We start from the raw sequence: 25,287 nt of genomic DNA on the forward strand, positions 1-25,287 counted from the left end.
TGCCTGGCAGTGTTGCGACAAAGGCCGCATGAAGATTCCGTGGCGGCCGTGGGGTAAGCCCCCGGTTATTGGACCGGGCATGCCGCAAGGGGATCGGCTTCCTCGCTGGAGGCCGTTGCAGGGGCTTCACGCGGAAACGTGGATGCCCTCGGCGTCCTTGGCGTGAAAGTACAGGCGCAGCCCGTCCCGCGTGGAACAGACCACAGGCGTGTGGTGCGCAAAGCTCATGACCTGCGCAGCGGAGACCTGCACCAGGTTCAGCCTGCTGCCCACACGAACGCCCGAAAGCTCCAGGCTCTCGCCGGCGTGCGCGCCCCCCAGAATCTTGCGCACGGTAAACTCCTCGCCCACGCCCACAGAGCAGAACTGGGCCGGGCCCAAGGGCGTATCGCCAAAGATTTTTGCAGCCAGGCCCTCGTTGATCTGAATGGTGGTCGTGTCATCCACCACGGTCTTGTACAGCATGGGGGGCAGCCGCCGCAAAAAGGTGATGCGGTCATCCTCCTTGATGCCCAGGGTAGCCAGGGTTTCTTCAACTCCACGGTGACCGGTAATGCCCTCCACATGGCCGCTGTCGCCAGGGCTGCACTCCAGCAGAGGCTGGCGGCGGTCGTTGTCCAGGTGGATGACGACCCGTGCCGCCATGCCGCCGCCCAGGGTCACTTCCCCGTGCGGGCCGCGAATTTTTGCGGGGCCCACGGCCACACTGTCGTCCAGGCGCGTCAGAGACACGCCTTCATAAAGGCCCAGGCGCTGCAGGCGGGCCGCAAACTCTGGCCCCACAATGCGCTCAATAACCAGCGGCATGCCCACAGGAGCGGCGGCAAGCGTTGTCAGCATAGTTTCTCCTTACTGGGAACAGCGACGGCTTCTTTGGCGGATTCTTTGATGTCCAGGGGGCGGGAGGCTGCCATGGCCGCATAGCCCAGAATGCCGATGGTCGAGGCGTTGTGCAAGAGCGCGGTGACCACGGGCGGCATGCCGGCGGTGGCCATGAGCATGATCAGCGAGTTGCAGCCAATGGTGGCCCCGAAAGTCTGCCGGATGATTCTGATGGTGCGGACAGCCGCCTCGCGCGCCACGACCAGCGTGTGCAGGTCTTCCTGCAACAACAGCACCTGCGCCGCCTCGCGGGCCAGGTCCGCCCCCTTGGGCATGCATACGCCCACATGGGCGGTGACCAGCGCGGGGGCGTCGTTTACGCCGTCGCCCACAAAGGCCAGGACGCGCCCCTCTTGCTTCAGCCGGGCAATGACCGCGGCTTTGTCTTCGGGCTTCAGCTCGCTGTGCAGCTCGTCGATTTGGGGCAACTGGCGGCGCAGGGCCAGCCCCGTATCCTTATGGTCGCCCGTGAGCACCACAATGCGGCTGACGCCCGAAGCCTTAAGCGCCGTGAGCGCCGCTGCGGCCTCTGGACGCGCTTCGTCGCGCAGGGCTATGAGCCCCACCAGCAGGCCCTCCCTGGCCACATAGAGCAAGGATTTGCCCTGTCGGCGCAGTTTGGCGGCGGCCGCTTCCACTTGGGCGCAGGCCACGCCTTCGTCCTCGGCCACAAAATGGTGGCTGCCCACCAGCACATGTTTGCCGCCAATGGAGGCCGCCACGCCGTGGGCCACGATAAAGTCCACCCGGCTGATGGGCGGCAGGGCTATGCGACGGTTTTGGGCTTCGCGCACCACGGCCCTGGCCACGGGGTGGTCGTAATGCTCTTCCGCGCCGGCGGCAAGGGCCAGCACTTCTGCCGCGTCATAACCTTTCTGGGGCAAAATGTCGGTGACGGCGATGACGCCTGTGGTCAGGGTGCCTGTTTTGTCAAAGACGACGGTATCCACGTCGTACAAGGCGTCCAGCGCCGCCGCGCCTTTAAGCAGCACGCCGGCCTTGCCCGCAGCGTACATGCCGGAGCGCACGGCCACGGGACTGGCCAGCTTGACCGCGCAGGAAAAGTCTACGGTCAGTACTGAGGTGGCGCGCCTTACGTCATGGGTGACCAGCAGCATGAGGCCGCTGAGGCCCAGGGTTATGGGCACCAGCTTGTCGGCCAGGGCGGCGCTCTTGGTCTGAGTTTTGGATTTGCCGCGCAGCGACTGGTCGATAAAGCGGCCGATGCGCGCCATGGAGGTTTCTGCCCCTACCCGTTCCACCGTGATGATGAGCCGTCCTTCTTCAATGATCGAACCGGAAATGACCGGATCGCCGGGGCGGATGTGTACGGGCACGGATTCTCCGGAAATGGAGCTCTGGTTTACGGAGGCTTCGCCCTCGGCTACCACGCCGTCGATGGGAATGAGTTCGCCCGCGCCGCAGACGGCCTTGTCCCCCAGCTGCACTTTTTCCACGGGCAGTTGCTGTTCCACTCCGTCGCGCACTACCCAGACGCTGTCGCCGCCGGGGCGCATCAGGCCTTTCAAAAGTGCGGTAGAGCGTTGTTCGCTCTGGCCTTCCAGATACTGCCCCAGGGCCAGCATGGTGGTGATGGTGCCGGCAGTGAAGTAGTTGCCCCGCAGCAGGGCCAGGCTTATGGCCGCAGCGTCAAGAGTCTCCACAGTAATGCCGCGGGAAATAAGACTTTCTATGCCTTTGATGATGTCCCCGACGGCCATGCCCCAGCCCAGGGCTGCCGTGGCAGGGGGGGGCAGGGCCTGGGAAACGAGCGTGAGCAGGGCTTTGGCCGTCACCGCTGCACCGCTCACCGTCTGCTCGGCGTCGTGGTCCGCGGGGAAGGCCTCCTCAGGCATGTGTTTGAGGTTGAAGGCGATTTTTTCCCATGTGGCCGGTTGGCCATCGTACGCGACCACCAGGCTGCGCCCGGCGGCGTTGACGCGCGCTTCGGTCACGCCGCCCAGCGATTCCAGCAGCGCCTGAAAGTAGACGGCGTCAAAGGCGGGGTCGGCCAGCAGGGGCGACTTCAGCCGCACTCTCCGGGGCAGGGTGTGGGCCACCCGAAAGTGGCCCACCCGTGCCCCCGGCTCTGGAAAAGCCCGGGCTTGCTTCATGCCTTGCGTCCTTTCATGTGGGCGTTGTTTTGGTACAGCGTCACATGCCAGTAGGAAAAGCCGATGAGCGCCGCGCCGGAGCAGACGTGCAGCGCCCTGGCCCCCTGCTGCCACGGGCCGTTCAGGCGTGAGAGAATGCCGCTGGCCACCAGAGCGCCAAGCGAGAGCGTCATGCCCAGCTTGGCCTGTCTGCGGCGCAGAGCTACGGCGTCGTTATTTGGTATTGGCATCGGCTTTCATGCTCATCTCGGCCTTGATGTCCTCAATCTGCTCCTTTACCTCTTCAACGCTGCCCTGCACCGAGGACCACAGGGCCACTGCGCCCTTGACTACGGCGCGCTGCACCTTGGGGTTGGTCAGCAGGTAGGTGGCGGCCGCGCCAAGCAGCAGCCCCTTGATGTAGCCGGGGTCGTTGAAGGCCAGCCAGCCTTGTGTCCAGGAGGTCTGTGGAACGGGCGCGTAGGCCTGTGGCGTGGGGTAGCCGGTAGGGGCGGTCTGTGCGTACTGCCCGCTGCCTKTCGCATAGGGATAGTTGGGATACTGCGTAAATGTAGACATGACGTTTTCCTGTTCAGGCTTTTTTGGCGGCGGGCTTGGTTGACGCCGGGGCGGTGGCTTTTGCCTCGCAGGCAGCATTGGTCAGCCCGTCGTAAAGATATTTTGTGCCTATGCCCACAGCGGCCATGGTGGCCAAGGCCAGCGGACCGCTGCGGAAAAATGCGCCGGCCGCGGCCGTGCCCACGGCGGTGGCCAGGCCTGTGCCTACGGCTTCTTTAACCACCGTGCCCGCGACTTCGCCCCGGGTTTTTTCTCCGGCTTTGAGAGCCCGCATATCGCGGGCTGCAGTCACGACGCCGCCCAACATGGCGCCCACCATGCCCATGGTGGCGATGGCCCCCACCGGGAGGTTGGTCAGTCTTTGCTGCAGGGGATATTGCTGATTGTACTGATAGGAGGGATACATAGTTGTTCCTTTCCGGTTAAGGAGTGGCGCGGGCCGTTCAGGCCGCGGAATCGGGCTTGTCGCCGCCGAAAATGGCGGAAAAAGTTTCGCCCAAGGCGGATTTGACAGAGCTGTTGGTCAGCACAAAGGTCAATAACGCGCCCACCAGAGCGCCTTTCCAGAAGTGCGTGCCGCTTGCCGTGAGAAAAGAAAGGATTTTTGAAGGATCGGCCTTGCCCTGCATGAGTTCGGTGCACATGTGCAGCATTTGCCCGTACTGGTTCTGCAAATGCTGTGGGTCTTCGCCGTACTGTCCGGCCATGGCCGCAAAGGCGGGAGCGCCGAAACCGGGGAAGCCGAAGGGGGCGGCGGCAGGCCCGCTGTGCCCGCTGCAGCCTTCGTGTTCGGGCTGCGGCGCGGGGCCGGTCGGCTGGAATTGCGGCCCGTAAGGCATACCGGGCTGTGGGCCATAGGGCATGCCGGGATTGGGCCCGTAAGGCATGCCGGGAGCATAGCCGGGCTGGGGAGCATAGGGCATGCCGGCAAATTGGGGAGCGCCCTGCGGTGCGCCGGGAAACATGCCGGGCTGCGGACCAAAGGCCATGCCGGGATTGGGACCGGGCTGCGGGCCGTAGGGCATGGCGGGGTTGGCCCCTTGCGGCGCTTCGGGCGCGGCAGAGTGGTGGCCGCAAGTGCATTTGTGCTCGGAGGGCGCGTGCTCTGCCGGGCCTTCAGGATGGCTGTGGGGCGTGGCGGGCCCTTGTGGGGCCGCAGAACCCTGAGGTGCTGCATAGCCCTGAGGGGCCGCATAGCCTTGGGGAACGCCGTAGCCCTGGGGCGCGGCATATCCCTGCGGTGCGCTATAGCCCTGGGGCGCGGCAAACTCTTGCGGAGATGCAGCATTGCCGTAAGGAACGCCGTAGCCCTGAGGGGCTGCATAGCCTTGCGCGGGGCCGCCCTGAGGCGCGTCCGCAACAGAGGAAGGGTGCGCGCTGCAGCCGCCTTCGGCCGCAGGTTGTGGCGCGCCCTTGGGGGCTGTTGCAAAACCCTGGCCGATGGAATCCGCCGCCTGGGGCTGGTGTTGCGGTTCGCCCTGCTGCGGCGTGGCCGCCTGTTCGGACCGGCCTGCCGTTTCCTGCCGCGCTGCGCCCTGGGGGCCGCCCGTAGTCGGGGTTTGGGCATAGCCTTCCTGATACGTGGGGCTTTCCATTCTGATTTCTCCTCTATGATTGAGGTGTTACGCCAAAAATTTTGGCGAATTGCTCGGCCAGCGCGGCAACGCGGGCGTCGTCCGTGCCGGCCAAAAATTCTTCCAGAAGGGCTGGAGAAATTTTTGCGCTGTCGTATTCAATGACCAGAGAGCGCGCCAGGGGGTTCAGGCGTGTGGCCAGGATACCGTGCTCATTGGCGCGCAGGTTGCCCAGTTCGGCGGCGGCCGGCAGGGAGCGTACCTGTGGGTCCAGCCGCAGGCGCACGCGGCCTGGAACATGGTGCGCCACTGTAATCAGGGCGCGGATAGCGAGAATTTCTTGCAGAGTCATGCTTTGGCTGATTCCTTTGCTGTGGGGGCGGTCGTTGCGGCGGGCACAGACGCCGCAGGTGCGGGGTGGAGCAGCAGCGGGCGTGAGGAATTGGCCAGCACGCCCAGGGTGTGGACAATATGGATGAGCCCCGCAGCCACGGGAGAGAGCACGCCCAGCGCCCCCGCCAGGGCCCCGCCCAGATTGGTGGATGTGGCTATCCAGAAGTTTTGCCGGGCGATGCTGAGGGCCTGGCGACTCAGGCGGCGCACGTAGATGATGTCAGCCAGATCGTCCCGCACCAGTGCTATGTCTGCCGCTTCAATAGCCACATCGGCGCCGCTGGCGCTCATGGCAATGCCGATGTCGGCTTCGGCCAGGGCCAGAGCGTCGTTGATGCCGTCGCCCACCATAATGACTTTGTGCCCGTCGCGTTGTAGGCGGGTGACGATTTCGCCCTTCTGTTCGGGCAGAATGGAGTGGTAGCACTGGTCGATGCCGAGAACGCGGCAGAGGTCGCGGGCGGTTTTTTCCGTATCGCCGGTAACCAGCGCCAGAGTGCTCACGCCGCCGGCCGTAAGTGCGGCCACTGTGGCGGCGGCGTCGGGCCGCAGCTCGTTGGAAAAAGCCAGGGCAGCCAGGAGCTCTGTATTCTTTGCCAGGAAGATGACGGTCAGCCCGCGTTCAATGAGCCCGGCCACTTCCCCGGTGCGTACATCGGTGTTGATGCCGTTTTCGGCAAAATATTTTTTGTTCCCTAGCCGGATTTCGTTCCCGTTGATCACAGCGCGCACGCCTTTGCCCAGGGTGAATTCGCACACGGCGTGAGAGATTGGGTCGATTTCCCGGGCCACGGCCGCGTTGCGGATGGCCAGGGCCAAAGGGTGGTGGTTGTGCATCTCCGCCGAGTAGGCCCAGCGCAGCAGCTCCGTTTCGTCATGAGCGGAAAAATTGAGAATGCGTTCAATGCGGGGCTGGTTACTGGTGAGCGTGCCGGTTTTGTCAAAGCAGACTGTGTCCGCCTTGCCCACGTCTTCAAGATAGCGTCCGCCCTTGATGAGAATGCCCCTTTTGGCGGCGGCGGCAATGGCAGCGGAAACGGCCGTCTGGGCCGAAAGCACCGTGGCGCAGGGGCAGGCCATGACGAGCATGACCGTAAAAGCCCGCCATGCGCTGCCGGTGATCAGCAGGGTAAGGCCGGTGGCGGCCAGACCCAGGCGCACCATGGAGCGGGCCAGGCCGTCGGCCACGGATTCTATGGGGGCTTTGGTGTCCAGCGAGTCTTCCACCTGGCGCATGATGCGGGCCAGGTAGGTCCGGTCGCCTACGCACTGGGCGCGCACATGAATGATGCCCTGGCGCACGTAGGCGCCCGCAAAGACCTTGTCGCCCTCATGCACATGGGCCGCTTCCGCCCGGCCCGTAATGGGCGAATCGTCCAGCAGCGCTTCGCCGGAGACCACGCAGCCGTCCACGGAAATCTTTTCCCCCGTATGCAGCACCACGATGTCGCGCGGTTTGACGGCGGTGACGGGCACTTCCACTTCCACATCTCCCGCCAGAATAAAGGTGTTTTTGGCGGTGAGGTCCAGAATGGCGGAAATGGACTTGCGGGAGCGTTCCGAAACCCAGGCTTTKAGGGTTTCTGCGCCACTTTGGATCCACAGGATTTCCAGGGCGGTGAGGGCCTGACCGGAAAACGTGGCCGCGGCGCAGCCAGCCGCCAGGAAGCCTTCCAGTGTAAAACGCTTTTCCCGCATGTGGCGCAACGATTGGCGCACAACCGGCACGGCGGCCAGCAGAGAAATGACGCCCAGAGGGGACAGGGCGGTTTCGGCCACGGCGGTTTTCAGCAGCACCTTACGCACAAAGACATAGGCCATGACGCCGGTAAGCGTAAGAAATCGCGCCAACTGTCCGCGCACACCTGTTCCCGCAGGCTGGGGCGCAGCGCAGGCGCAGCAGCTCGCGCGCGGAGCCGGGGCCCGACTATCCGGCTGCCGCGGTGCGGCAAGGGCCTGCAAAATGGCTTCGGCACTGGTCTGCGCAGGCTGGTAGGTCAACACTACGGCGGCGCAGGCAGGGTTGACGCGCACAGACTGCACCCCAGCCAAGGACCTGCATACTTCTCCCACCTTCTGCGCCTGCGAGGGCGGGGTTACGCGCAGACGCAGGCGACCTTCCATGGCGTGTCGCAAAAAAACTTTGACAGAAGCGGCGTTGTTTCCCATTCCTTCTTCCATGTGTTGTGGCAGCCGCGCAGCAAGACGCCTTTGTGTTGAGGCGCCGTTGCAGGATGCTGAATAATATATAGTTGACGTATTCTATCCTGATTGTACTAATTTAGTCTGCTAGTAACAGATAATTTAACAACGATTGTACTGCAGTATATTGCATATGCCGGTTGTTCCCGCAATAGTATTGCTGGGTTTAAATGAAAATTAAATCCATTTTTGATTTTCTGTCAAGGGTCATTAAATTATATATAATAAATCATGATAAAAATAATCAAAATATAAAAGTTGTCTGTAGGAGCGCAGTCTTGCGTAAGAGTGTCGGTTAACGCCTGCTTGGCGGACTGTGCGGCCAAAGGGGAAAAGCCCACGCTTGTTTGCGGTGGTGAATGAAAGGAACTGCCGGGAGCTAAAAACCGCGTACGAGCGGCAGGCAAGGGTGGGGCAAGGGGCAACCCGTCTGATAAATTACCTTGACATGATATCATTAAACAATATCATATCTACATGAAGGGCAAACATGCAGCCACCCCCACGCAAATTTTTGCACGGCCAGTTCCCAGCGGCATCCGGTGGGCAGACATTGAAGCGCTGTTTATTGCGCTTGGGGCAGAAATTAGCGAGAGAGAAGGCTCAAGGGTAAGCGTGTTTTTGTTCGGCGAGGTCAAAGTTTTTCACCGCCCACACCCTGCGCCAACTACAGACAAAGGGGCGGTTGCCAGCATCAAGCGCTGGCTGGAAGCACACGGAGTAGAACCATGAAGAACGTAATGAACTTTGAAGGCTATAAGGCTGTTATTGCCTATGACCCGGAGATAGAGATGTTTCGCGGTGAATTTGTGGGCCTGAGCGGTGGCGCGGATTTTTATGCAACTGACCTCTCCGGCCTGCGCCATGAGGGTGCTGAATCCTTGCGCGTCTTTCTTGACGAGTGCGCCAAGCATGGCGTTGAGCCACAAAAACAGAGCCGGGGGAACTTTGCTCTGCGTCTTGACCCCGAAGTATACCACCGGGCCAGCATCGCAGCTGCGGCAGAGGGCAAGTCTTTGAACGCCTTTATTGCCGACACGGTAAAGCAGGCCGTTGCGCAGCAATAAAGTAGCGCAGCAATAAAAGTGAAGGCCGGGTTGCCCCGGCTTTTTTTGCACCCTGCGTCGGCGCGCCGGGCAGTCCCTTTGACCTTACCCCTAATGGTCGCATCCAGAAGGTCTGGTTGTTCTCCCGCTCCACGCACCTGCGGGTGCGGGTAAGGAACCCCGGCCGCAGGCTCTCAAACGTGGCGTAGCCGATGGCGTAGTCAAAGGCCGTGCGAAACCACCACAGGTTGTTCCCCGGCACGGAGTTCAGCCTAGAGCATTTAACACTTGAAATGCTCTAAGAACCGCTGGCATCACGTGGCACAGGCCATATGACCTACGCCATGGATTTGCAACAGAGGCTATCGCCGCCGATGTAGATGTGGGGACAGTGGCCACGCTCATGGGACACAGCAGTCCGTCCATGGTGTGAAAGCACTATCAGCATGTGCGTGACTCTCAGAAAAAGGCAGCCGTAGAGGCCCTTCCGTCCCCGCCGAAACCTGTACAAAATGACCTGTACAAAAATTAAGGGGTCACGGACTTAACCGCAACCCCTTGATTTATTTGGTGGGCAGTGAGGGGCTCGAACCCCCGGCCCCCGCCTTGTAAGGGCGGTGCTCCACCAACTGAGCTAACTGCCCGGGAAATGCTGTGCCGGGCCGTTACTGAGCGCAGAGCTGCGCGGCGGGCAAGATGGTAAAGTTGTTGGCTTGCAGCACGGTGATGGCCTGTTCCACATTGTCAAAGCGGAAGATCATGACGGCGCTTTCAGCTGCGCGGTGCACAAAAGCGTACATGTATTCCACATTAATGCCGTGGGTGGAAACCAGCTGCAGGACGGAATCCAGGCCGCCCGGCGTATCCGGCACTTCCACGGCCACCACGCTGGTGCGGCCCAGAGTAAAGCCCTTGGCCTTGAGCACGGCCTGGGCTTTTTCGTGGTCGCAGACAATCATGCGCAGGATGCCGAAATCCGAGGTGTCTGCCAGGGAAAGCGCGCGGATGTTGACCCCCGCTTCCGCCAGTGCATGCGTAACTTCGGCAAGGCGTCCCGCCCTGTTTTCCAAAAATACGGAAAGCTGTTCGGTCATCATGGGGCGATCCTTTGCAACACTGTGTGATCAGGCTTTGTGGCTGGTGTTGTCGTCGTTGTTACTGGACGTTTTTTTGTCCTTGGGAGTGATGTCGATTTCGTCCGGCTCCGACGAGGCACGGCGGAAGTTGCGGATGGCCCGACCCAGCCCGCCGCCGATTTCCGGCAGTTTGTTGGCGCCGAAGATCAACAGCACGACCACCAGAATGAGCAACAATTCTTGCATGCCAATGCCGAACATGCGGCAAGCCTCCGTTGGATGTTGGGCTGCAGGCAGCCTGACGGATTGCTACCATAAGCCGCACGGGCTTTGAGGTCAACCGTGCTGCGGCGGCGGTAAAGCGCGCCGCAAAAGGCCCTGTCGCCCGGAGCTGCGCCCCGGCTATTTGCCCATGGCGTTGAGAAAGTCCTTGTTGGACTTGGTGCCGCGCATTTTGTCCAGCAGAAATTCCATGCTGTCGATGGGCGACATGGGGGCCAGAATCTTGCGCAGAATCCAGACCCGGTTGAGTACGTCGTCGGGCAGGAGCAGGTCTTCCTTGCGGGTGCCCGTGCGGTTGATGTCAATGGCCGGGAAGACGCGCTTTTCTGAAAGGTGGCGGTCCAGATAGATTTCCATATTGCCCGTGCCCTTGAATTCCTCAAAGATCACTTCGTCCATGCGCGAACCCGTGTCGATAAGGGCGGTGGCGATGATGGTCAGGCTGCCGCCTTCTTCAATATTGCGGGCTGCGCCGAAAAAGCGTTTGGGGCGCTGCAGGGCGTTGGCGTCCAGGCCGCCGGAAAGCACGCGGCCGGACGAGGGCGTGACTGCGTTGTAGGCCCGGCCCAGACGGGTGATGGAATCCAGCAGAATGACCACATCGCGCTTGCGTTCTACCAGGCGTTTGGCCTTTTCCAGCACCATTTCACAGACCTGAACGTGGCGCTGCGGCGGTTCGTCAAAGGTGGAGCTGATGACCTCGGCCTTCTGCACGGTGCGTTCCATATCCGTCACCTCTTCCGGGCGCTCGTCAATGAGCAGCACGATGAGGTAGACTTCAGGGCTGTTGGCGTTGATGGCATTGGCCAGAGATTGCAGCAAAATGGTCTTGCCCGTGCGCGGCGGGGCCACGATGAGCCCGCGTTGACCGCGTCCAATGGGGGCCATGAGGTCGATGACGCGGTTGGAAAGGTTTTTCTCGCCATTTTCCATGACGAGCTGGTGGTCGGGATAGATGGGGGTGAGGTTGTCAAAAAGGACAAGATTTTTGGCGTGTTCCGGGGGTTCAAAGCCGATTTCCGTGACCTTGAGCAGCGCGAAGTAGCGTTCGCCCTCCTTGGGCGGGCGGATCTGCCCCGAAACAATGTCGCCTTTGCGCAAAGAAAACCGGCGGATCTGTGAGGGCGAAACATAGATGTCGTCCGGACCGGGCATATAACTGCACAGCGGCGAGCGCAAAAAGCCAAAGCCGTCGGGCAGAATTTCCAGCACGCCGTCGCCGTAAATGGTGCCGTTCTGCGAGGCACAGGTAGAAAGCAGGGCGAAGATAAGTTCCTGCTTGCGCATGGAACTGGCGTTTTCAATTTCGTACTGCTCGGCCAGGTCCATGAGCTCCTGCATGCTGCGGGTTTTGAGATCCGTCAAACTGAGGGCGCTGTCGGACAACAGTGTGGAAGACGTTTTCTTTTTGCGCATAACAATCCGATCGTTTAGGAAATGTATGCCACATACAGTGCATAGGCACTGCAGTGCGTAAGCGGATAAGATAGGGAACTGAAAAGAGGTGCGAAAATGCGATTAGCCCATCTTTTGCCATATGGCAAGGAAAAATATGACGCAGCCCGAAAAAAAACTTCGTCCGGCAGGCGTCGGTCAGTGCGAAGCCGCCTCCGGCAGAGCCGGCGGGGCGTAGATTTCCAGCAGCTCATCGCGAATGGCGTCTTCGTCAAGCCCCAGCACCTGGGCCAGCTCGCCGGTCACCAAGCTCATGGCCTGTTCCTGCAGGCGGCGTTCGCCGAACGAAAGCTCCTTGCCGCGGCCGATGAGCAGCAGCTCGCGCAGCACCCCAGCCACCACAGCCAGCTCCGGGCTTTTGAGGCGTTCGGAATATTCGCGGAAGCGGCGGTTCCAGTTCTGCCCGGTGTAAACGGTCTTTTCCGTCTGGGCGCGCAGGGCGTCCAGGATCTCCTGCGCGCGGTCCGGCGGCGTGAGCTTACGCAGGCCCACATGGGCGGCGTTGTTCACGGGGACCATCAGCGTGACGTTGTTGGCCTGAATGCGTACAATATAGAACTCGCAGGCCACACCACCGATAACCTGGCTGTCTACGCGTTCTATTTTGCCCACACCCTGGGCCGGGTATACCACGAGATCGTCGGAAGTGAACATGATGCCACCGTGCGTACCATACGGCACGCCCAGCCCGAATTTCGGGCGCATGTGCGGCTGAAAGTCGCGAATGGTTATAGAGAAAAAGGCGAGTCTGATAGCAACTCTTCAGAGAGCCTAGCGCAAACGCAGCGAAGAGTCCAGCCCCAAACCCCGAATCTTTCAGCAGGAGAGGGTAAAAGGGACCTGCAAGGGAAGCTGCATCGGGCTTGCGGCGCGGCGCGCATGGTGCGCCCGGTCTCCCGCAGGACATGGCAACGCCGCAATACCCTGGCGATTGCGTCAGCAGACGTCCGCCGTGGAGGCGCAAAGGCAGGTTATTGGCGCGGGTAAGCGCCGGAATGCAGCCGCAGCGTTGCACCTGTTGTCCATCAGTCTCTCCGGCCATTGTGCAGGTTACGTCCCGGCCTGGCGGGCCAGGCGCGTGGCCGCCTCCAGCCCCTTGGCTGCAAAGGCGCAAAGCACATCCAGGGCCAGGGGCAGGGCTGTGCTCATGCGCGCGGCGTCGGCCGCATCGGGGCGGCCCAGCACCCAGTTGGTGACTTCGCCCTGGTGCGGAGGACGACCGATGCCCAGGCGCAGGCGATAGAAATCCGGCGTGCCCAGCTGTTCTGTGATGGATTTGAGGCCGTTGTGCCCGGCATTGCCGCCGCCGCGCTTGAAGCGCAGCTGGCCCGCCGGAATGTCCAGCTCATCGTGGGCCACCACCAGCACTTCCGGCGGCAGGCGGTGCCAGGCCAGCAGAGGCTGTACGCTCTGACCACTGCAGTTCATGAAGGTCTGGGGCTTGGCCACCAGCCACCAGCCCCCCAGTTGCGGCAGGCGCGCCCGCCACAGTTCGCAGGAAAACTTGCCGCCGTTGAGGGCCTCCGCCTGGCCATCCTGCCGGGCCTTGTCCAGCAGGGCGTCCGCCAGGGCAAAGCCAAAGTTGTGACGGGTGCCGGCGTAGCGTTGGCCGGGGTTGCCAAGGCCCGCCAGCAGTCCTTCATAGTCCATGAGTGTATCCTTGCTGCAACGCTGCAAAAAACAGCGGAAAAAGGGCAGATGGCCTGCGCCGGGCACGCCGTTCCGGGGCGTGTTCGTGCGAGGGCGGCGCGCCGCTTCCTATGCTGCCCTCCGGGCCCGTTTTACCTTGGCCATGCGGCTTCTGCCAGCATTTCTTCCCCGGCGCTCAGGCGCAGGGGCAGCCCTTGGCCGGCGCAAAAGGCCGCCGCGTGCCGGGCCAGAAAGGTGCAGGTTTTGGGCTGCATGGCGGCCAGATGCCCACCGCCGGGCAGCCAGACCAGCTTTTTGGTCGGCGCTTCCAGCAGGGCAAACACACTGTTTGTCAGCGCGGGGGTAAACAGGGCGTCGTCCGGCGCGGCAAACAGGCAGACCGGGCAGCGCGGCCGTGGCGGCACCCTGGCCTGAAACAGACTGGCCAGAAAGGCCAGGGGATAGCTGTAGCGCACTTTGCGGCGGCTGGTGCGCACCCCAAAGGCGTTAGCCGTAATGCGCCTGGCGGAAAGATAGGCCTGTACGGGCAGGGGAAGACGCGGCATCAGGCGCGCGGCCCCGGCGATCAGGCGCACCAAGCCTTCCCGTTGCTGCGCAAAGGCGGCAAAGTGGGTAATGCTGATGGCTTCCGACTGCTGGGGCAATATGGCGCCCACAGGCAAGGCGGCCGCCAAATGGGCGCTGGCCGCCGCGTGCGCCAGGCAGAGGATGCCCCCCTGGCTGTGGCCGCATGCGGCCAAGGCCGTGTGCCCCTGTCCCCGCAGCCAGGCTTCAGCTGTAAATGCGTTGCCCAGCAGGTCGTTGAAGGTGAAGCCCACACGGTGCGGGTTAACCCCGTGCCCCGTATAATGCAGGGCAGCCACAGCCAGCCCCGCCCGGCGCAGGGCCAGGAGCAGGGGGCGGTACTGCAATGGGGAGAGCATGGTGCCGGGGTAAAACAGCACCACGCCTGCGCCGGGGTTGGGCCAGTATTCCAGGCTGCAGGCCCGGCGCCCCTGTCCCAGTCTGTGGGTGTCGACAGCAAACGGCGGCATGGCATCGTGGCATCGGCAGACGCAAAAACGCGCGGAAGCCCCAGAAAACCAGGCTCTTTCGCGCGTTTTTACGCTGTGCCTGGCGCGTTTAGGCTTCCGCTTCGGCTTCGTCGGCCGCGGCGTCGTCCTTGGCCTTGGCCAGCACGCTCACCACGGCAAAGTTCTGATCAAACACGGCGGCCACGCCTTCGGGCAGTTTGAGGTCCGCCACATTAACCGTGTCGTTGATATCCATTTCGCTCACGTCCACCACGATTTTTTTGGGCATGTTCAGCGGCTTGCTCTGCAAGGGGATCACTTCGCGGTAGGTTTCCAGAATGCCGCCCAGCTTCACGCCGCGGGAAACACCCACGATTTCCAGGGGCACTTCCACGGTGACGGTCTTATTCAGGTCCACGCCGTAGAAATCCACATGGGTGAAGGCCTTCTTGTAGGGATGGGACTGCACCTGCCAGAACATGACGGGGTGCACGTTTTTCTGGCCGTTGTCGTCGATTTCCAGATTAAAGACCGTAGTACGGCCCACTTCTTCAAACAGTTTTTCCAGGGGCAGGGCCGGGGCCTGTACGGCCACGTTTTCGCCCTTGGCGGTGTAGAACACGCCCGGAATCAGCTTCTGGGCGCGCAGACGGCCGGCAGGGCCCTTGCCGCAACCCTCGCGCTTCTGCACAGACAGTGTTTTTTCAATGCTCATGGTCCACTCCTTGGCTTGCCGCCGCCTGAAACGTGCGGAAAAAGTTCGGTACTGACAAAATGTCCTGGCGCAGGCTACACAAACAACACGCTTACCGAGGAGCCGGTATGGATGTTGTGGATGGTTTTGCCCAGCAGGGCGGCCACGGAAATAACCTGCAGTTTGGGGCAGCGTTCCAGCTTGTCGCCCAGGGGGATGGTATCCGTGACAAAAACCTGTGAAAGAGCCCCGGTGCTGTTGATGCGCTCAATGGCCGGGCCGGAGAGCACCGGGTGGGTGGCGCAGGCCACAATCTTGGTGGCGCCGTTTTTGAGCAGCACGTCGGCCCCGGCGCAGAGCGTGCCGGCGGTATCGATCATGTCGTCCACCACAATGGCCACCCGGCCCTCAACCTCGCCGATGACGTGCATGGCCTGGGCCTGATTGGGCTTGTCGCGGCGCTTGTCCACAATGGCCAGGGGCGCGTTGAGCCGCTTGGCGTAGGCACGGGCGCGCTCCACGCCGCCGGCGTCGGGCGAAACAATAACCACGTTGTCTTCGTGCATCTGGCGCAGGGCGTCCAGCATGACGGGCACGGCAAACAGATTGTCCACCGGGCAGTCGAAATAGCCCTGAATCTGTCCGGCGTGCAGATCAATGGTGACCACCCGTTCCGCCCCGGAAACGCTGATGAAATCTGCCACCATCTTGGCGCTGATAGGCGCGCGCGGGCTGACCTTGCGGTCCTGCCGGGCGTAGCCGTAATAGGGAATCACGGCCGTGATGCGGCCCGCGCTGGCCCGCTTGAGGGCGTCCAGCATCAGGCAGAGCTGCACCAGGTTGCGGTTTACCGTGGGCGGACAGGTGGGCTGCACCACAAAAACGTCGTCGCCGCGCACGTTGTCGCCGATTTCAATCCGCAACTCGCCGTCACTGAAAGTGGTAGCCAAGGTGGGCGTCAGCTGACAGCCCAGGTGGTTGCAGATGGCCTTGGCCAGATCCGGATTGGATGACCCGGTAACGATCTTGAGATCGCTGAACATGAACCTGTCCCGCCTTGCGCGCCCAAGGGGCATTTACGGTTGGACACGGCCGCCAGCGCGGCCCAAAGCCGCGTCCGGCGCCGGACGTGGGGCTGTGGCTGGGATGGAAGGGTTCGAACCTTCGAATGACGGAGCCAAAACCCGTTGCCTTACCACTTGGCTACATCCCAGTATTTCACAGCGTAAGCGCGTAGACGCGCCAGCCCTCCTCCTGCAGCACAGCCGCCGCGGCGCGCGCTTCCATCAGGGCTTCCAGGTGAAAGAGTCCCAAAATGGACGAGCCGCTGCCGCTCATGCCCGCCGCAAAGGCGCCCAGGCGCAGCAATTGGGCCTTAATGGCCGCCAGCTGCGGGTGGCGGGCAAACACAACGGCCTCCAGGTCGTTGTGCAGATCCACCACAGGCTGCGCCTCGGAGAGAAACGTTCCATTAGCCCCGGCTTCGGCCTTTGTCAAGTTATTTTGCCCCGCAGGCCCGGCCGCGGTCCCGTCAGTGCGGGCAGCGTCAAAATCCGCATAGGCCTGGGCCGTGCTCACACTGTGCGCCGGGCAGACCAGCACCAGGCGCAGGCCGGCCAGGTGTTTTCCGGCCGGTTCCAGCTGCTCGCCCACGCCGCGCACCCGGCAGGCTTTGAGCTGCGGCCCCGGCTGCAGAAAAAAGGGCACGTCCGCTCCCACCTGCAGGCCTGCCTTTGTCAGTGCCGTGTGCTCCAGGGGCTGCGGCGCGTGGGCATTGAGCCAGCGTAGAAGGGCCGCGGCATCGCTGCTGCCGCCGCCCAGGCCCGACCCCACGGGAATGCCCTTGCGCAGAGTGATTTCCAGTGCCGGCAGGGCCTCCGGCCCCGCTCCCGTGGCCGCGGCAAAGGCCGCGTAGGCTCTGGTGAGGGTATTGTCCTCCGGGTTCAGGCCCGGCGTATCGCAAAGGACGCGCAGGCCGCTTCCTTCCGTGATGCGCAGGCGCAGGCGGTCACAGGGCCGCGGCAGCGGACAGAAAAGCGAATCCAGCTCATGGTATCCGTCAGGCCGCCGCCCGGTGATGCGCAGGCCGAGATTGATTTTGCAGCCGGCCACCAGAGTATTCATGACGCCACCTTTCCGGCACAGGCCGGTTACAGTACCTCTATGGTGATATGGTCGTTGGTGTAGACGCAGATTTCTGAAGCTATACGCAGGGATTCGCGGGCCACGGTTTCGGCGTCCATGGTGCTGTGCCGGGTCAGGGCGCGGGCCGCGGCCAGAGCGTAAGGGCCGCCGCTGCCGATGGCCGCCACGTTGTCGTCCGGCTCAATGACGTCACCCGTGCCGGAGAGCAGCAAAATGTGCTCTTTATCCGCCAGTAGGAGCATGGCCTCCAGTTTGCGCAGGTATTTGTCCTTGCGCCAGTCCTTGGTCATCTCCACGGCGGCGCGCACCATGTGGCCGCGCAGTTCCTTGAGCTTGGCTTCAAAAAGTTCAAACAGGGTAAAAGCGTCGGCCGTGGCCCCGGCAAAGCCCGCCAGGATCCGGCCGTTGTCCAGGCGGCGCACCTTCTGCGCGCCGTGCTTCATGATCATATTTTGGCCCAGGGTCACCTGGCCATCCCCGGCCAGAGCCGTTTGCCCGTTGGTCCGAACGGCCAGAATGGTAGTTGCGTGCGTGTCCATCAATTTGATTCCCATAGCTCCTTGCGTTCTTTGTAGACATTTTCCAGGCGCTGCAGGGCTCGGGCATCGCCGCCCTTGCCGGCCCGTGCGCGGGCCTGCGCCATGTAGCGTTCGGCCATTTTGCGGTTGTGGGCATAGATGGCGCTGTAGGCCAGGTGGATATAAGCATTGGCCGTATCGCCCGTTTTGCCCAGAGAACGACTGAAGGCCTCGTGTACTTCTGGGTCGTCGGGCACGGCGCGCAGCACGTCCCGGTAGTAGGGCGCGGCCTCGCGGGCGCGGCCCGTTTCGTCCAGCATGCGGGCGTAGAAAAAGGCGGCCATATAGTCGCGCGGATCCTGGCGCAGAGCCTTGCGCAGCAGGTCTCCGGCCAGGTCCATGTCGCCTTTGCGGTAGTGAAAGGCTCCAGCCTCGCGCAGCACCAAGGGGTCGTTGGGGGCGGCGGCCAGGGCCTGGTCAAAGGCCGCGCTGGCCTCATTGACCCGGTTTTGCCGGGCCAGCACCATGCCCGCGCCCATGCGCGAAAGGGCGTCCTTGCCCGCAAAGCGCTGCAGGGCGGCCTGCGGGTCGCCGTAACGCCCCCAGAGCAGGGTTTTGACCCGTAGAAACTGGCGGTTGTCCTGCTTTCTGTCCAGCACGGCCTTGGGCATGGTCTGGATGCGGGCCTGCAAGCCGTTGATGCGGTCGCCGATGGCCGGGTGGGTGGAAAGGTAGGCGGGCACGTTGGTGCCGCTCATCCAGCTTTTCTGGCGCAGGATTTTGAAACCGCCCACCATGCCCGTGGGCGGGTAGCCCGCGGCCACCAGGTACTGCAAGCCAATGTGGTCGGCTTCGTTTTCGTCCATACGGCTGTAGTTGAGCATGGCGGACTGCCCCGCGCCCATGGCTCCCACGGCCAGCGCCCCGCCGCCCTGACCGCCCACAGCTATGCCCGCTACGGCCAGCAGCAGGCTGCCCAGAGTGAGGAACTGGGCGCGCTCCAGACGGGAGGCCACATGCCGCTGGGTCACGTGGGCCAGTTCGTGGGCCAGCACTCCGGCCAGCTGTTCCTCGCTGTCCAGATTCATGAGCAGGCCGGTAAAGACGTAGACGTAGCCGCCGGGCACGGCAAAAGCGTTAAGCGAGTTGTGCAGGATGACCGTTGCTTTGAAGGTGTAGGGCTGGGGCGGCATGGGGGCCGTCAGCCTGGTCACCACCTTGTTGACGTAGAGGCTCACCTCCGGGTCGTCCACCACAGCCAGACTGGCGCGCAGCATGGTGTCGAATTTGCGGCCCATCTCCTTTTCGTCCTTGATGCCCACGCCGCCGAAAAAGAAGGCTGCGGCGGGCCCGGGCGTGCACAAGGTCAGCGCAAAGGCCAGCAGAATCAGCAGCGCGGTACGACGGCGCAAGGCCTCATGCTGGAACACGGGCGATACCTCCATGCCGGGGAGGCCGCCGCAGGGGCGGGCATTCACCAAAGCAAGACCCGTCCCCACGGGACCGCCGCAACGGCGTTATTTTTCGGGAACCGTTCGAGACCGGCACGACCTGCGGCCGGGCAGTCGGCCCAGCGGTCGGCCTGTACCCTGCCGTCGGGCATTGCGCCTGCGTCCCGCTTCCTGAAGCGCGGCCCCTTGCAGCGGCGTACACGTGTTGCAGCCCACCGCGGGGCGGTCTCCCAAAGGAAGGGAAACTCTCAGGGATGTGTCCCCCAAACGCCCCATTCTGCCGGACGTCAAGCGCGCTATTCCAGATCCCAGACCTGGCCTTCAGGGGTGTCGCGCACGCTCACGCCCAGCTCCTGCAGGTTTTGGCGCAGGGCGTCCGAGCGATCAAAGTCTTTGGCGGCGCGGGCCGCACGGCGCTCTTCCAACAGGGCCTCCACTTGTGCCAGGTCAATGCCGCGCCGACGGGCGCGCAGGGTGCGCAGGTCGTGGAGAAAGGTTTCCGGTTCCTGGCCAAACAGGCCCAGTTGAGCGTCCCAGTCACGGGCGTTGCCCAGAAATTCCTGCAGCAGGGCGCGGGCTTCCTCGCCGGCGCGCAGCCCGGAGTCTTCCAGCAGACGGTTGATGATCCGGACCTGGGAAAAGATCTGACCCAGGGCCTGCGCCGTGTTGAGGTCATCGTTGAGGGCGGCCTCAAAGGTAGCGGCCAGGGGCCGCCATTCCTCCAGCAGAGCCGGGGGCAGGGGCGTTTTTTTCCATTTGGCGCGGGTCAGGGCGCGGCGGGCCGCCAGCAGTGCACTGTAGACGCGGTGCTGGGCCCTTTCGGCCTCGTCCATGCCTTCGGCGCTGAAGTCCACGGGGCTGCGGTAGTGCTTGCCCAGGAGGAAAAAGCGCAGGGTTTCCGGCAGATAGCTTTCCAGAATATCCCGAATGGTTTTGAAGTTGCCCAGGGATTTGGACATTTTTTCGGCGTTGATCTGCACAAAGCCGTTGTGCACCCAGTAGCGAGCCAGTTCGCAGTGGCAGGCTGCCTCGGACTGGGCAATTTCGTTTTCGTGGTGGGGAAAGACCAGATCCTGGCCGCCGCCGTGGATGTCCAAGGGCAGGTAGGGGGCGCTCATGGCCGAACATTCCACATGCCAGCCGGGCCGACCCCTGCCCCAGGGGCTTTCCCAGGAAGGTTCGCCGGGCTTGGCGGCCTTCCACACGGCAAAGTCCAGAGGATCTTCTTTTTCTTCGCCGGGGGTCACCCGTGCGCCGGAGAGCAGCTCATCCAGACTGCGGCCGGAGAGTCTGCCATAGGCGGGGTAGGCCCGCACCCGGAAGTAGACGTCGCCCGAAGGCGTGGCATAGGCCGCGCCCTCTTGCACCAGTTTGCCGCAGAGTTCGACGATCTGGGGGATGTAGTCCGTGGCGCGGGGTTCCGCATCGGCGCGCTGCACGCCCAGGCGGTCCATATCTTCGTGAAAGGCGTCAATATAGGTCTGGGCCACTTCGCGCCAGTCGCGCTGTTCTTTTTGGGCACGGTTGATAATTTTGTCGTCCACATCGGTGAAGTTGCGTACAAACAGCACCTTGAGCCCCAGGTGGCGCAGATGGCGGGCCAGCACGTCAAAGACCAGGGCGGAGCGGGCGTGGCCGATGTGGCAGTAGTCGTAGGCCGTGATGCCGCAGACGTACATCTGCACCTTGCCGGGGCGCACCGGCACAAAAGGTTCTTTTTTTCGACCCAAAGAGTTGTAGATCTGCATGGCTGTCCTTTAAGGCTTTAACCTGGCTCAGGCGGGCAGGTTGATGCGGTCCAGACGGCGTTGGTGTCGGCCCCCGGCAAAATGGCCGTCCAGAAAGGCGTCGGTAATGGCGCGGGCCAGTTCGTCGCCGATAATGCGCGCGCCCAGGCAGAGCACGTTGGCGTTGTTGTGCTCACGGGCAAGGCGGGCCTGCAGCTCTGTGGCACAGAGTGCGGCGCGGATGCCGGGGTGGCGGTTGGCCGTGATGGAAACGCCGATGCCCGTGCCGCAGATGAGCACGCCCAGGCCTTCGGGTTCCGCTTCCACGGCGGCGGCCAGAGCGTGGGCCAGTACGGGATAGTCGCAGCTTTCCGTGGAGTGGGTGCCGTGGTCTTGCACGGCGTAGCCGCGAGATTCCAGATGCCTGGCCAGCAGGCCCTTGAGGGCAAAACCGGCGTGATCCGAAGCCAGATGAATGGTGCGCATGGGGCCTGTCTCCTGCACAGGGCCGCCGGGCGGGCGGCGGCGCGTTAACGTTGCTTGAATTGTGAAAGGGGCAGCAAGGGCACGTCTTCGGGCAGCGGCAAAGAAAGCTGGGCCTCGGTGAAGGCCTGGGCCGGCTTTTCCCTTTCCTTGACCAGTACAATGGCGCGCTTGCCGTTGCTGTGGGTCAGATTCAGGCGGCGGGGCAGGGGGCTGGCGTCATCCGTATAGAGGATTTCCATGCTCCAGCCTTTCGCGCCGTGGGCGTTTTCACTCCAGGCCACGGGCAGGCCCTGTGCGCTGAGGGTCAGGCTGCCGCCGGGTTTTCCCTCCAGCGTGTACCGGGCCAGGCCGTCGGCCTGGACGGCGGCCTCTGCGTAGTCGCGACCGAAGACCTGGGCGTAACGGCCGTTGAGCAGGTCTGCCAGATGGTCCAGATTGAAGGGTACGGGCACGCCTACCTGCAACAGGGGCTTGTTGGCCCCCTGATGGAAATAGGCTTTGTGTTCGTTGGGCGCAAAAACCAGAAAATGCTGGCCGTCTTCAAGAATATTGGCCACCGTGGCGCCCACGCCGGCCATAACGTCCATGCGCAGTTTGCGCTGGCCGTTGCCCCAGAACAGGGCCGTGACCCGGCGGGTATCGCCTTCTGTGCCGAAGCGCAGGCTGAGCTGCAGGCGGTAGGGGGCAGGAACCACGGCGTCGTCGGCGGCCGCGTAGCGCTGCCAGGTTTGTTCCAGGTGGGCGCGGGCCTCTGGCGAGGGCGTTTCCATAGCTGGTTGGCGGGCGCAGGCGCAGAGCAGAACCAACGTGCAGAGCAGGGGGAGGCTGATGTGTTTCATAGCTGTGAAAGGCGCTGCCGGAGGGCTTCGGCATTGGCGGGTTTGAGTTCCAGAGCTTTACTGTATGCGGTGCGGGCTTCGTCCTTGAGGCCCAGACGCGCGGCAATATCGCCGTAATGCTCCCAGATGGAGGGGTCTATCCGTTCCCCCAGTTTGACGGCGCGGCGGATCTGGGTCAAGGCTTCCTCCAGCCTGCCGGATTTGAACAGGGCCCAGGCCAGGGAATCGATAATATAGGACTGATTCGGAGAAAGCTCGTCGGCCCGCCCCAACAGCTGCAGGGCCCTGTCCAGGTCGCGGCCCTGTTCCGCCAGGGTATAGCCCACATAGTTGAGGGCCTGGAAATTGTCGGGCTGCAGGGCGATGACCTTTTCCATGATTTCCATGGCGGCCTTTTTGTCGCCCGATTCGTCCAGTACGGAACCCAGCAGAAAAGCCAGCTCCGCCTGGTCGGGCCAGAGGGCCGCCCCGGTTTTGGCGGCGAGAAGGGCTTCGGGCATGCGTTTGAGCCGGGCCAGCAGGCGGATTTCGGCGTCGCAGAGCTCAGGGGCGTCCGCTGTTTTGCGGCGTGCGCGCACGGTGGCCAGGGCGGCTTCGTTCTGGCCCGCTTCGGCCTGCAGTTGGGCGCGCAGCAGGGTGGCGCGTCCGGCGGCTTTGCTCTTGGCCGGGATATGGTCAAGCCAGGCCAGAGCCACGTCCAGTTCGCGGCGTTGGGCGTAGGTGAGGTCCGCCAGCAGCAGATAGACTTCGTCGGGCGCGTTGCCTTGGGCCGCCAGCTGCTTGAGGAGGCGCTCGGCCTGCAGGTAGTGGCGCGAATCCATCAGCATGCTGGCCACGGTGAGCCTGAAGGGCGGCGTGTCCGGCCCCTGGCGCATGTATTTGAGGGCCCGTTCGGGCTGGTTCAGGCGCAGAGAAATGTGGATGAGCCGCAGGAGCACATCCTGGGGCGAGAAATCCAGCTTGAGCAGCTTTTCATACGCTGCGCGGGCCGCCGGGAGGTTGCCGCGCTGCTCGTAAACAAAGGCCAGCTCCGCCAGGGCCTCCACAAAGTCCGGGGCTTTTTTGACGGCCTTCTGCAAGTAGGGGACGGCCGCATCCGGGCGGTCCATGCCCAGCAGAGCGCGGGCGTGGTAGTAGTCCACCAGGGGGGTGCGCTGCTGTTCGGGGATGGCGTCGAGCAGCTCTCCGGCCTCGGTGAACTGTTTGTCCTTGACCAGCAGCAAGGCCAGCTCCAGACGCGCGTCCAGGGATTTGGGGTGTTTTTTGAGGTAGGCCCGCATGAGGGCCACGCCCCGTGCGGCCTGCCCCTGATCGGCTAGGGCTTCGGCGTGCAGCAGGTTGAGGGACATGTCCTCCGGCCAGGTGAGCAGAGCCGCATCCAGATAGGGCACGGCCACGGGGGATTTGCGGCTGACCAGCCAGACGCCGCCTTCCAGCCAGATGCCGGCGGGCATGCGGGCGCGGGACATGAGGGGCGCGGCCGCGGCCAAGGCGCTTTCGTCTTCATTGTTGAGGCCGTGGGCGTAGACGAGAAAGGCGTAGGTGTCCAGGGCGTCGGGCGAGAGGGCTTCAGGAGCGCGGGCCTGGGCCGCCTTTACGTGCGACGCGGCGGGCGCGGCGGTGTCCGTCGCGGTGGTCTGGTCTTTTGCGCCTTCCCCTTCGTGGCGGGAACCGGCGCAGCCGCCGCAGCCCAGAAGGGAGAAGGGCGCCAGGGTTACCAGAACCAGGGCGCAGAGCAGGGCAAGGTGCTTACGTTTCATTCAGGATTGTATCCATGCGTCTGAAAAATCCTTGATGTCCCCGGCCAGGTGCTGGCGGATTTTTTCCAGCAGCCGTGTCTCCAGCTGACGGACGCGTTCGCGCGTGACGTTATACCGTTCGCCTATCTCGCGCAAGGTGACGGGTTCGTCCGTGAGCAGGCGGTTGTTAAGGATGTAGAGCTCTTTTTCATTCAGTTTGGGGATGATGGTCTTGAGCCGGGAACGCAGCAGGCCTGCAATTTCGTCCGAGGCCAGGCTGTCTTCTATGCCGGGGCCCAGGGCGGGCAGAAAGTCCATGCGCGTGGCCCCGCCGCTTTCTTCACCCACCTGGGCGTTGAGGGAGACGTCGTTGCCGGCCAGGCGCTGGTCCATTTCTTCAATTTGTTCCGGGCTCACGCCCAGGCGTTCCGAAAGCATGGCCGCGTCCGGGTCAAAGCCCTGCATGATCAGCTTTTGCCGTTCCCGGTTCAGGTTATAGAACAACTTGCGCTGCACCTGGGTGGTGCCAATTTTGACCATGCGCCAGTTGTCCATGATGAATTTGAGAATGTAGGCCTTGATCCAGAAAGAGGCATAATAGGAAAATTTGATGCCCTTGTCCGGATCAAACTTGTTGACCGCGCGCATGAGGCCCACATTGCCTTCCTGCACCAGATCCAGGACGTTCTGCATCCAGCGGCGCTGAAAATCCATGGCGATGCGCACCACCAGGCGCAGGTGGGAGGAAACCAGGCGAAAGGCCGCGTCCGGGTCGTTGTGGTCGCGCACGCGCAAGGCCAGTTCGTGTTCCTCGTCCGGCTTGAGCATGGGAAAGCGGCTGATTTCACGCAGGTAGAGACGCAGGCTGTCGCGCGGGCCCACGGCGGGCAGGTGTGTGGTGGCCGGGGCCGGCAGGTCGTCGGCCGGTTCCTCCTCCAGGGCCAGGGGCGCAGGGGCGTCGCCCTCGGATGCGGCGTCAGCCGGGGCGTCGTCCGGATCTTCGGGCAGGTCTGCCGGCAGCCCGTCGGGCGCGGCGTCCAGGTCGTCGTCGTGTTCGTCCAGGTCGTCCACGTCCAGCACGGGGCCTTTGGCGGCGGCTTCCGGGGTCCCCTTGGCGGCGGTCGGGGCAGGGCCCCGCGTCCGGCGGCGTTTTTTTTCGGGGTGAGGGGGAGGCAGAATTTCTACCGACGCGGCGTGCGCATCGGGCCGGACGGCGGCGTCCCGTGGCTGTGGCGCGGGGTTTCCGGTGGGGACCGGAGCGGCTGTCTTGCTATTTTTTTTCATGCTGTCCATATTGGGCCATCGCGGCCTGCCGGGCGCGAGGGTCAGGGGCCGGAATTTCAGATTTGTTCTTTGTTCCGTTTTTCAGTACTACAGGGCCTGCCGCGCGGCGGCAAAGCTGAAAAGACAGCATACAGGCATTGCGGGCGGAAAGCAAAGCCC

General features: G+C 63.1%; 26 protein-coding genes, 2 tRNA genes and 1 pseudogene. 3 read left to right on the plus strand and 26 right to left on the minus strand.

Annotated elements, in window-relative coordinates; translation table 11 throughout:
• Positions 1 to 126: 126 nt before the first annotated feature.
• The 8 genes from EB812_RS06010 to EB812_RS06045 are packed head-to-tail and all read right to left on the minus strand — an operon-like array spanning position 127 to position 7,690.
• Positions 127 to 840, minus strand: a complete 714-nt coding sequence (locus EB812_RS06010) for a ferrous iron transport protein A (protein WP_118229204.1) — start codon at positions 838 to 840, stop codon at positions 127 to 129.
• A complete protein-coding gene (locus EB812_RS06015; protein WP_118229203.1) occupies positions 834 to 2,996 on the minus strand; it encodes a heavy metal translocating P-type ATPase in 2,163 nt (720 codons plus the stop codon). The genes EB812_RS06010 and EB812_RS06015 overlap by 7 nt, the downstream gene beginning before the upstream one ends.
• Positions 2,993 to 3,226: a hypothetical protein gene (locus tag EB812_RS06020; RefSeq protein WP_118229202.1), complete on the minus strand. Its 234-nt coding sequence runs from the start codon at positions 3,224 to 3,226 to the stop codon at positions 2,993 to 2,995. The genes EB812_RS06015 and EB812_RS06020 overlap by 4 nt, the downstream gene beginning before the upstream one ends.
• Positions 3,210 to 3,554, minus strand: coding sequence for a YtxH domain-containing protein (locus tag EB812_RS06025; RefSeq protein ID WP_130957934.1), 345 nt, complete (start codon positions 3,552 to 3,554; stop codon positions 3,210 to 3,212). The genes EB812_RS06020 and EB812_RS06025 overlap by 17 nt, the downstream gene beginning before the upstream one ends.
• 13 nt (positions 3,555 to 3,567) lie before the next feature.
• Positions 3,568 to 3,960 (minus strand): magnetosome protein MamC family protein, encoded by a 393-nt coding sequence (locus EB812_RS06030; protein WP_118229200.1) that lies wholly within the window; start codon positions 3,958 to 3,960, stop codon positions 3,568 to 3,570.
• 37 nt (positions 3,961 to 3,997) lie between these two features.
• Positions 3,998 to 5,149 (minus strand): hypothetical protein, encoded by a 1,152-nt coding sequence (locus EB812_RS06035; protein ID WP_130957935.1) that lies wholly within the window; start codon positions 5,147 to 5,149, stop codon positions 3,998 to 4,000.
• Between the two features lie 13 nt (positions 5,150 to 5,162).
• Entirely contained in the window at positions 5,163 to 5,480 is a 318-nt protein-coding gene (locus EB812_RS06040) for a hypothetical protein (protein WP_207287325.1), read from the minus strand.
• Positions 5,477 to 7,690, minus strand: coding sequence for a heavy metal translocating P-type ATPase (locus EB812_RS06045; RefSeq protein ID WP_130957936.1), 2,214 nt, complete (start codon positions 7,688 to 7,690; stop codon positions 5,477 to 5,479). The genes EB812_RS06040 and EB812_RS06045 overlap by 4 nt, the downstream gene beginning before the upstream one ends.
• 510 nt (positions 7,691 to 8,200) lie before the next feature.
• Here EB812_RS06045 and EB812_RS06050 point away from each other — a divergent pair.
• The 3 genes and pseudogenes from EB812_RS06050 to EB812_RS11830 all read left to right on the plus strand — a co-directional run.
• A complete protein-coding gene (locus EB812_RS06050) occupies positions 8,201 to 8,455 on the plus strand; it encodes a type II toxin-antitoxin system HicA family toxin (RefSeq protein WP_130957937.1) in 255 nt (84 codons plus the stop codon).
• Positions 8,452 to 8,790, plus strand: coding sequence for a type II toxin-antitoxin system HicB family antitoxin (locus tag EB812_RS06055; RefSeq protein WP_118229197.1), 339 nt, complete (start codon positions 8,452 to 8,454; stop codon positions 8,788 to 8,790). Before EB812_RS06050 ends, EB812_RS06055 begins: the two co-directional genes overlap by 4 nt.
• 289 nt (positions 8,791 to 9,079) lie before the next feature.
• Positions 9,080 to 9,202 (plus strand): annotated as a pseudogene (locus tag EB812_RS11830) (tyrosine-type recombinase/integrase); the annotation flags it as partial.
• Positions 9,203 to 9,337: 135 nt separating this feature from the next.
• Here EB812_RS11830 and EB812_RS06065 read toward each other — a convergent pair.
• The 18 genes from EB812_RS06065 to EB812_RS06150 all read right to left on the minus strand — a co-directional run bounded on the left by EB812_RS06065 (position 9,338) and on the right by EB812_RS06150 (position 25,128).
• Positions 9,338 to 9,413 (minus strand) — tRNA-Val (locus EB812_RS06065).
• A 21-nt stretch (positions 9,414 to 9,434) separates the two neighbouring features.
• Positions 9,435 to 9,866 carry an ACT domain-containing protein gene (locus EB812_RS06070; RefSeq protein ID WP_118229196.1) on the minus strand — a complete coding sequence of 144 codons (432 nt, stop codon included), beginning with the start codon at positions 9,864 to 9,866 and terminating at the stop codon, positions 9,435 to 9,437.
• A gap of 27 nt (positions 9,867 to 9,893) precedes the next feature.
• Complete coding sequence (locus tag EB812_RS06075; RefSeq protein WP_118229195.1) at positions 9,894 to 10,106, minus strand: twin-arginine translocase TatA/TatE family subunit; 213 nt, start codon at positions 10,104 to 10,106, stop codon at positions 9,894 to 9,896.
• Positions 10,107 to 10,247: 141 nt separating this feature from the next.
• Complete coding sequence (rho, locus tag EB812_RS06080; protein WP_118229194.1) at positions 10,248 to 11,543, minus strand: transcription termination factor Rho; 1,296 nt, start codon at positions 11,541 to 11,543, stop codon at positions 10,248 to 10,250.
• Between the two features lie 177 nt (positions 11,544 to 11,720).
• Entirely contained in the window at positions 11,721 to 12,236 is a 516-nt protein-coding gene (locus EB812_RS06085; RefSeq protein ID WP_130957938.1) for a CarD family transcriptional regulator, read from the minus strand.
• 396 nt (positions 12,237 to 12,632) lie between these two features.
• Positions 12,633 to 13,232 carry an aminoacyl-tRNA hydrolase gene (gene pth, locus EB812_RS06090; RefSeq protein WP_130957939.1) on the minus strand — a complete coding sequence of 200 codons (600 nt, stop codon included), beginning with the start codon at positions 13,230 to 13,232 and terminating at the stop codon, positions 12,633 to 12,635.
• A 131-nt stretch (positions 13,233 to 13,363) separates the two neighbouring features.
• Complete coding sequence (locus EB812_RS06095) at positions 13,364 to 14,266, minus strand: alpha/beta fold hydrolase (RefSeq protein WP_130957940.1); 903 nt, start codon at positions 14,264 to 14,266, stop codon at positions 13,364 to 13,366.
• Positions 14,267 to 14,354: 88 nt separating this feature from the next.
• Positions 14,355 to 14,960 carry a 50S ribosomal protein L25/general stress protein Ctc gene (locus tag EB812_RS06100; protein ID WP_130957941.1) on the minus strand — a complete coding sequence of 202 codons (606 nt, stop codon included), beginning with the start codon at positions 14,958 to 14,960 and terminating at the stop codon, positions 14,355 to 14,357.
• Between the two features lie 74 nt (positions 14,961 to 15,034).
• Complete coding sequence (locus EB812_RS06105) at positions 15,035 to 15,982, minus strand: ribose-phosphate diphosphokinase (RefSeq protein ID WP_118229190.1); 948 nt, start codon at positions 15,980 to 15,982, stop codon at positions 15,035 to 15,037.
• 95 nt (positions 15,983 to 16,077) lie between these two features.
• Positions 16,078 to 16,152 (minus strand) — tRNA-Gln (locus tag EB812_RS06110).
• Positions 16,153 to 16,157: 5 nt separating this feature from the next.
• A complete protein-coding gene (ispE, locus tag EB812_RS06115) occupies positions 16,158 to 17,063 on the minus strand; it encodes a 4-(cytidine 5'-diphospho)-2-C-methyl-D-erythritol kinase (protein WP_130957942.1) in 906 nt (301 codons plus the stop codon).
• A gap of 26 nt (positions 17,064 to 17,089) precedes the next feature.
• Positions 17,090 to 17,623 carry an ATP-dependent protease subunit HslV gene (hslV, locus tag EB812_RS06120; protein ID WP_118229188.1) on the minus strand — a complete coding sequence of 178 codons (534 nt, stop codon included), beginning with the start codon at positions 17,621 to 17,623 and terminating at the stop codon, positions 17,090 to 17,092.
• Positions 17,623 to 19,032, minus strand: coding sequence for a beta-barrel assembly-enhancing protease (locus EB812_RS06125; protein ID WP_242621218.1), 1,410 nt, complete (start codon positions 19,030 to 19,032; stop codon positions 17,623 to 17,625). Before EB812_RS06125 ends, hslV begins: the two co-directional genes overlap by 1 nt.
• Positions 19,033 to 19,349: 317 nt before the next feature.
• Positions 19,350 to 20,801, minus strand: a complete 1,452-nt coding sequence (gene cysS, locus EB812_RS06130; RefSeq protein WP_118229187.1) for a cysteine--tRNA ligase — start codon at positions 20,799 to 20,801, stop codon at positions 19,350 to 19,352.
• A gap of 27 nt (positions 20,802 to 20,828) precedes the next feature.
• The gene (gene rpiB / locus EB812_RS06135; protein WP_118229186.1) at positions 20,829 to 21,266 is read right to left on the minus strand and encodes a ribose 5-phosphate isomerase B; all 438 of its coding nucleotides are present in this window, start codon (positions 21,264 to 21,266) and stop codon (positions 20,829 to 20,831) included.
• A gap of 44 nt (positions 21,267 to 21,310) precedes the next feature.
• Positions 21,311 to 22,105 (minus strand): hypothetical protein, encoded by a 795-nt coding sequence (locus EB812_RS06140; protein ID WP_118229185.1) that lies wholly within the window; start codon positions 22,103 to 22,105, stop codon positions 21,311 to 21,313.
• Positions 22,102 to 23,865 (minus strand): tetratricopeptide repeat protein, encoded by a 1,764-nt coding sequence (locus EB812_RS06145; protein ID WP_118229184.1) that lies wholly within the window; start codon positions 23,863 to 23,865, stop codon positions 22,102 to 22,104. The genes EB812_RS06140 and EB812_RS06145 overlap by 4 nt, the downstream gene beginning before the upstream one ends.
• The gene (locus EB812_RS06150; protein ID WP_242621219.1) at positions 23,866 to 25,128 is read right to left on the minus strand and encodes a sigma-70 family RNA polymerase sigma factor; all 1,263 of its coding nucleotides are present in this window, start codon (positions 25,126 to 25,128) and stop codon (positions 23,866 to 23,868) included.
• Positions 25,129 to 25,287: the final 159 nt, after the last annotated feature.

It is taken from the genome of Desulfovibrio legallii, from assembly GCF_004309735.1.
In the GTDB taxonomy this organism is placed as follows: Bacteria; Desulfobacterota; Desulfovibrionia; order Desulfovibrionales; family Desulfovibrionaceae; genus Desulfovibrio; species Desulfovibrio legallii.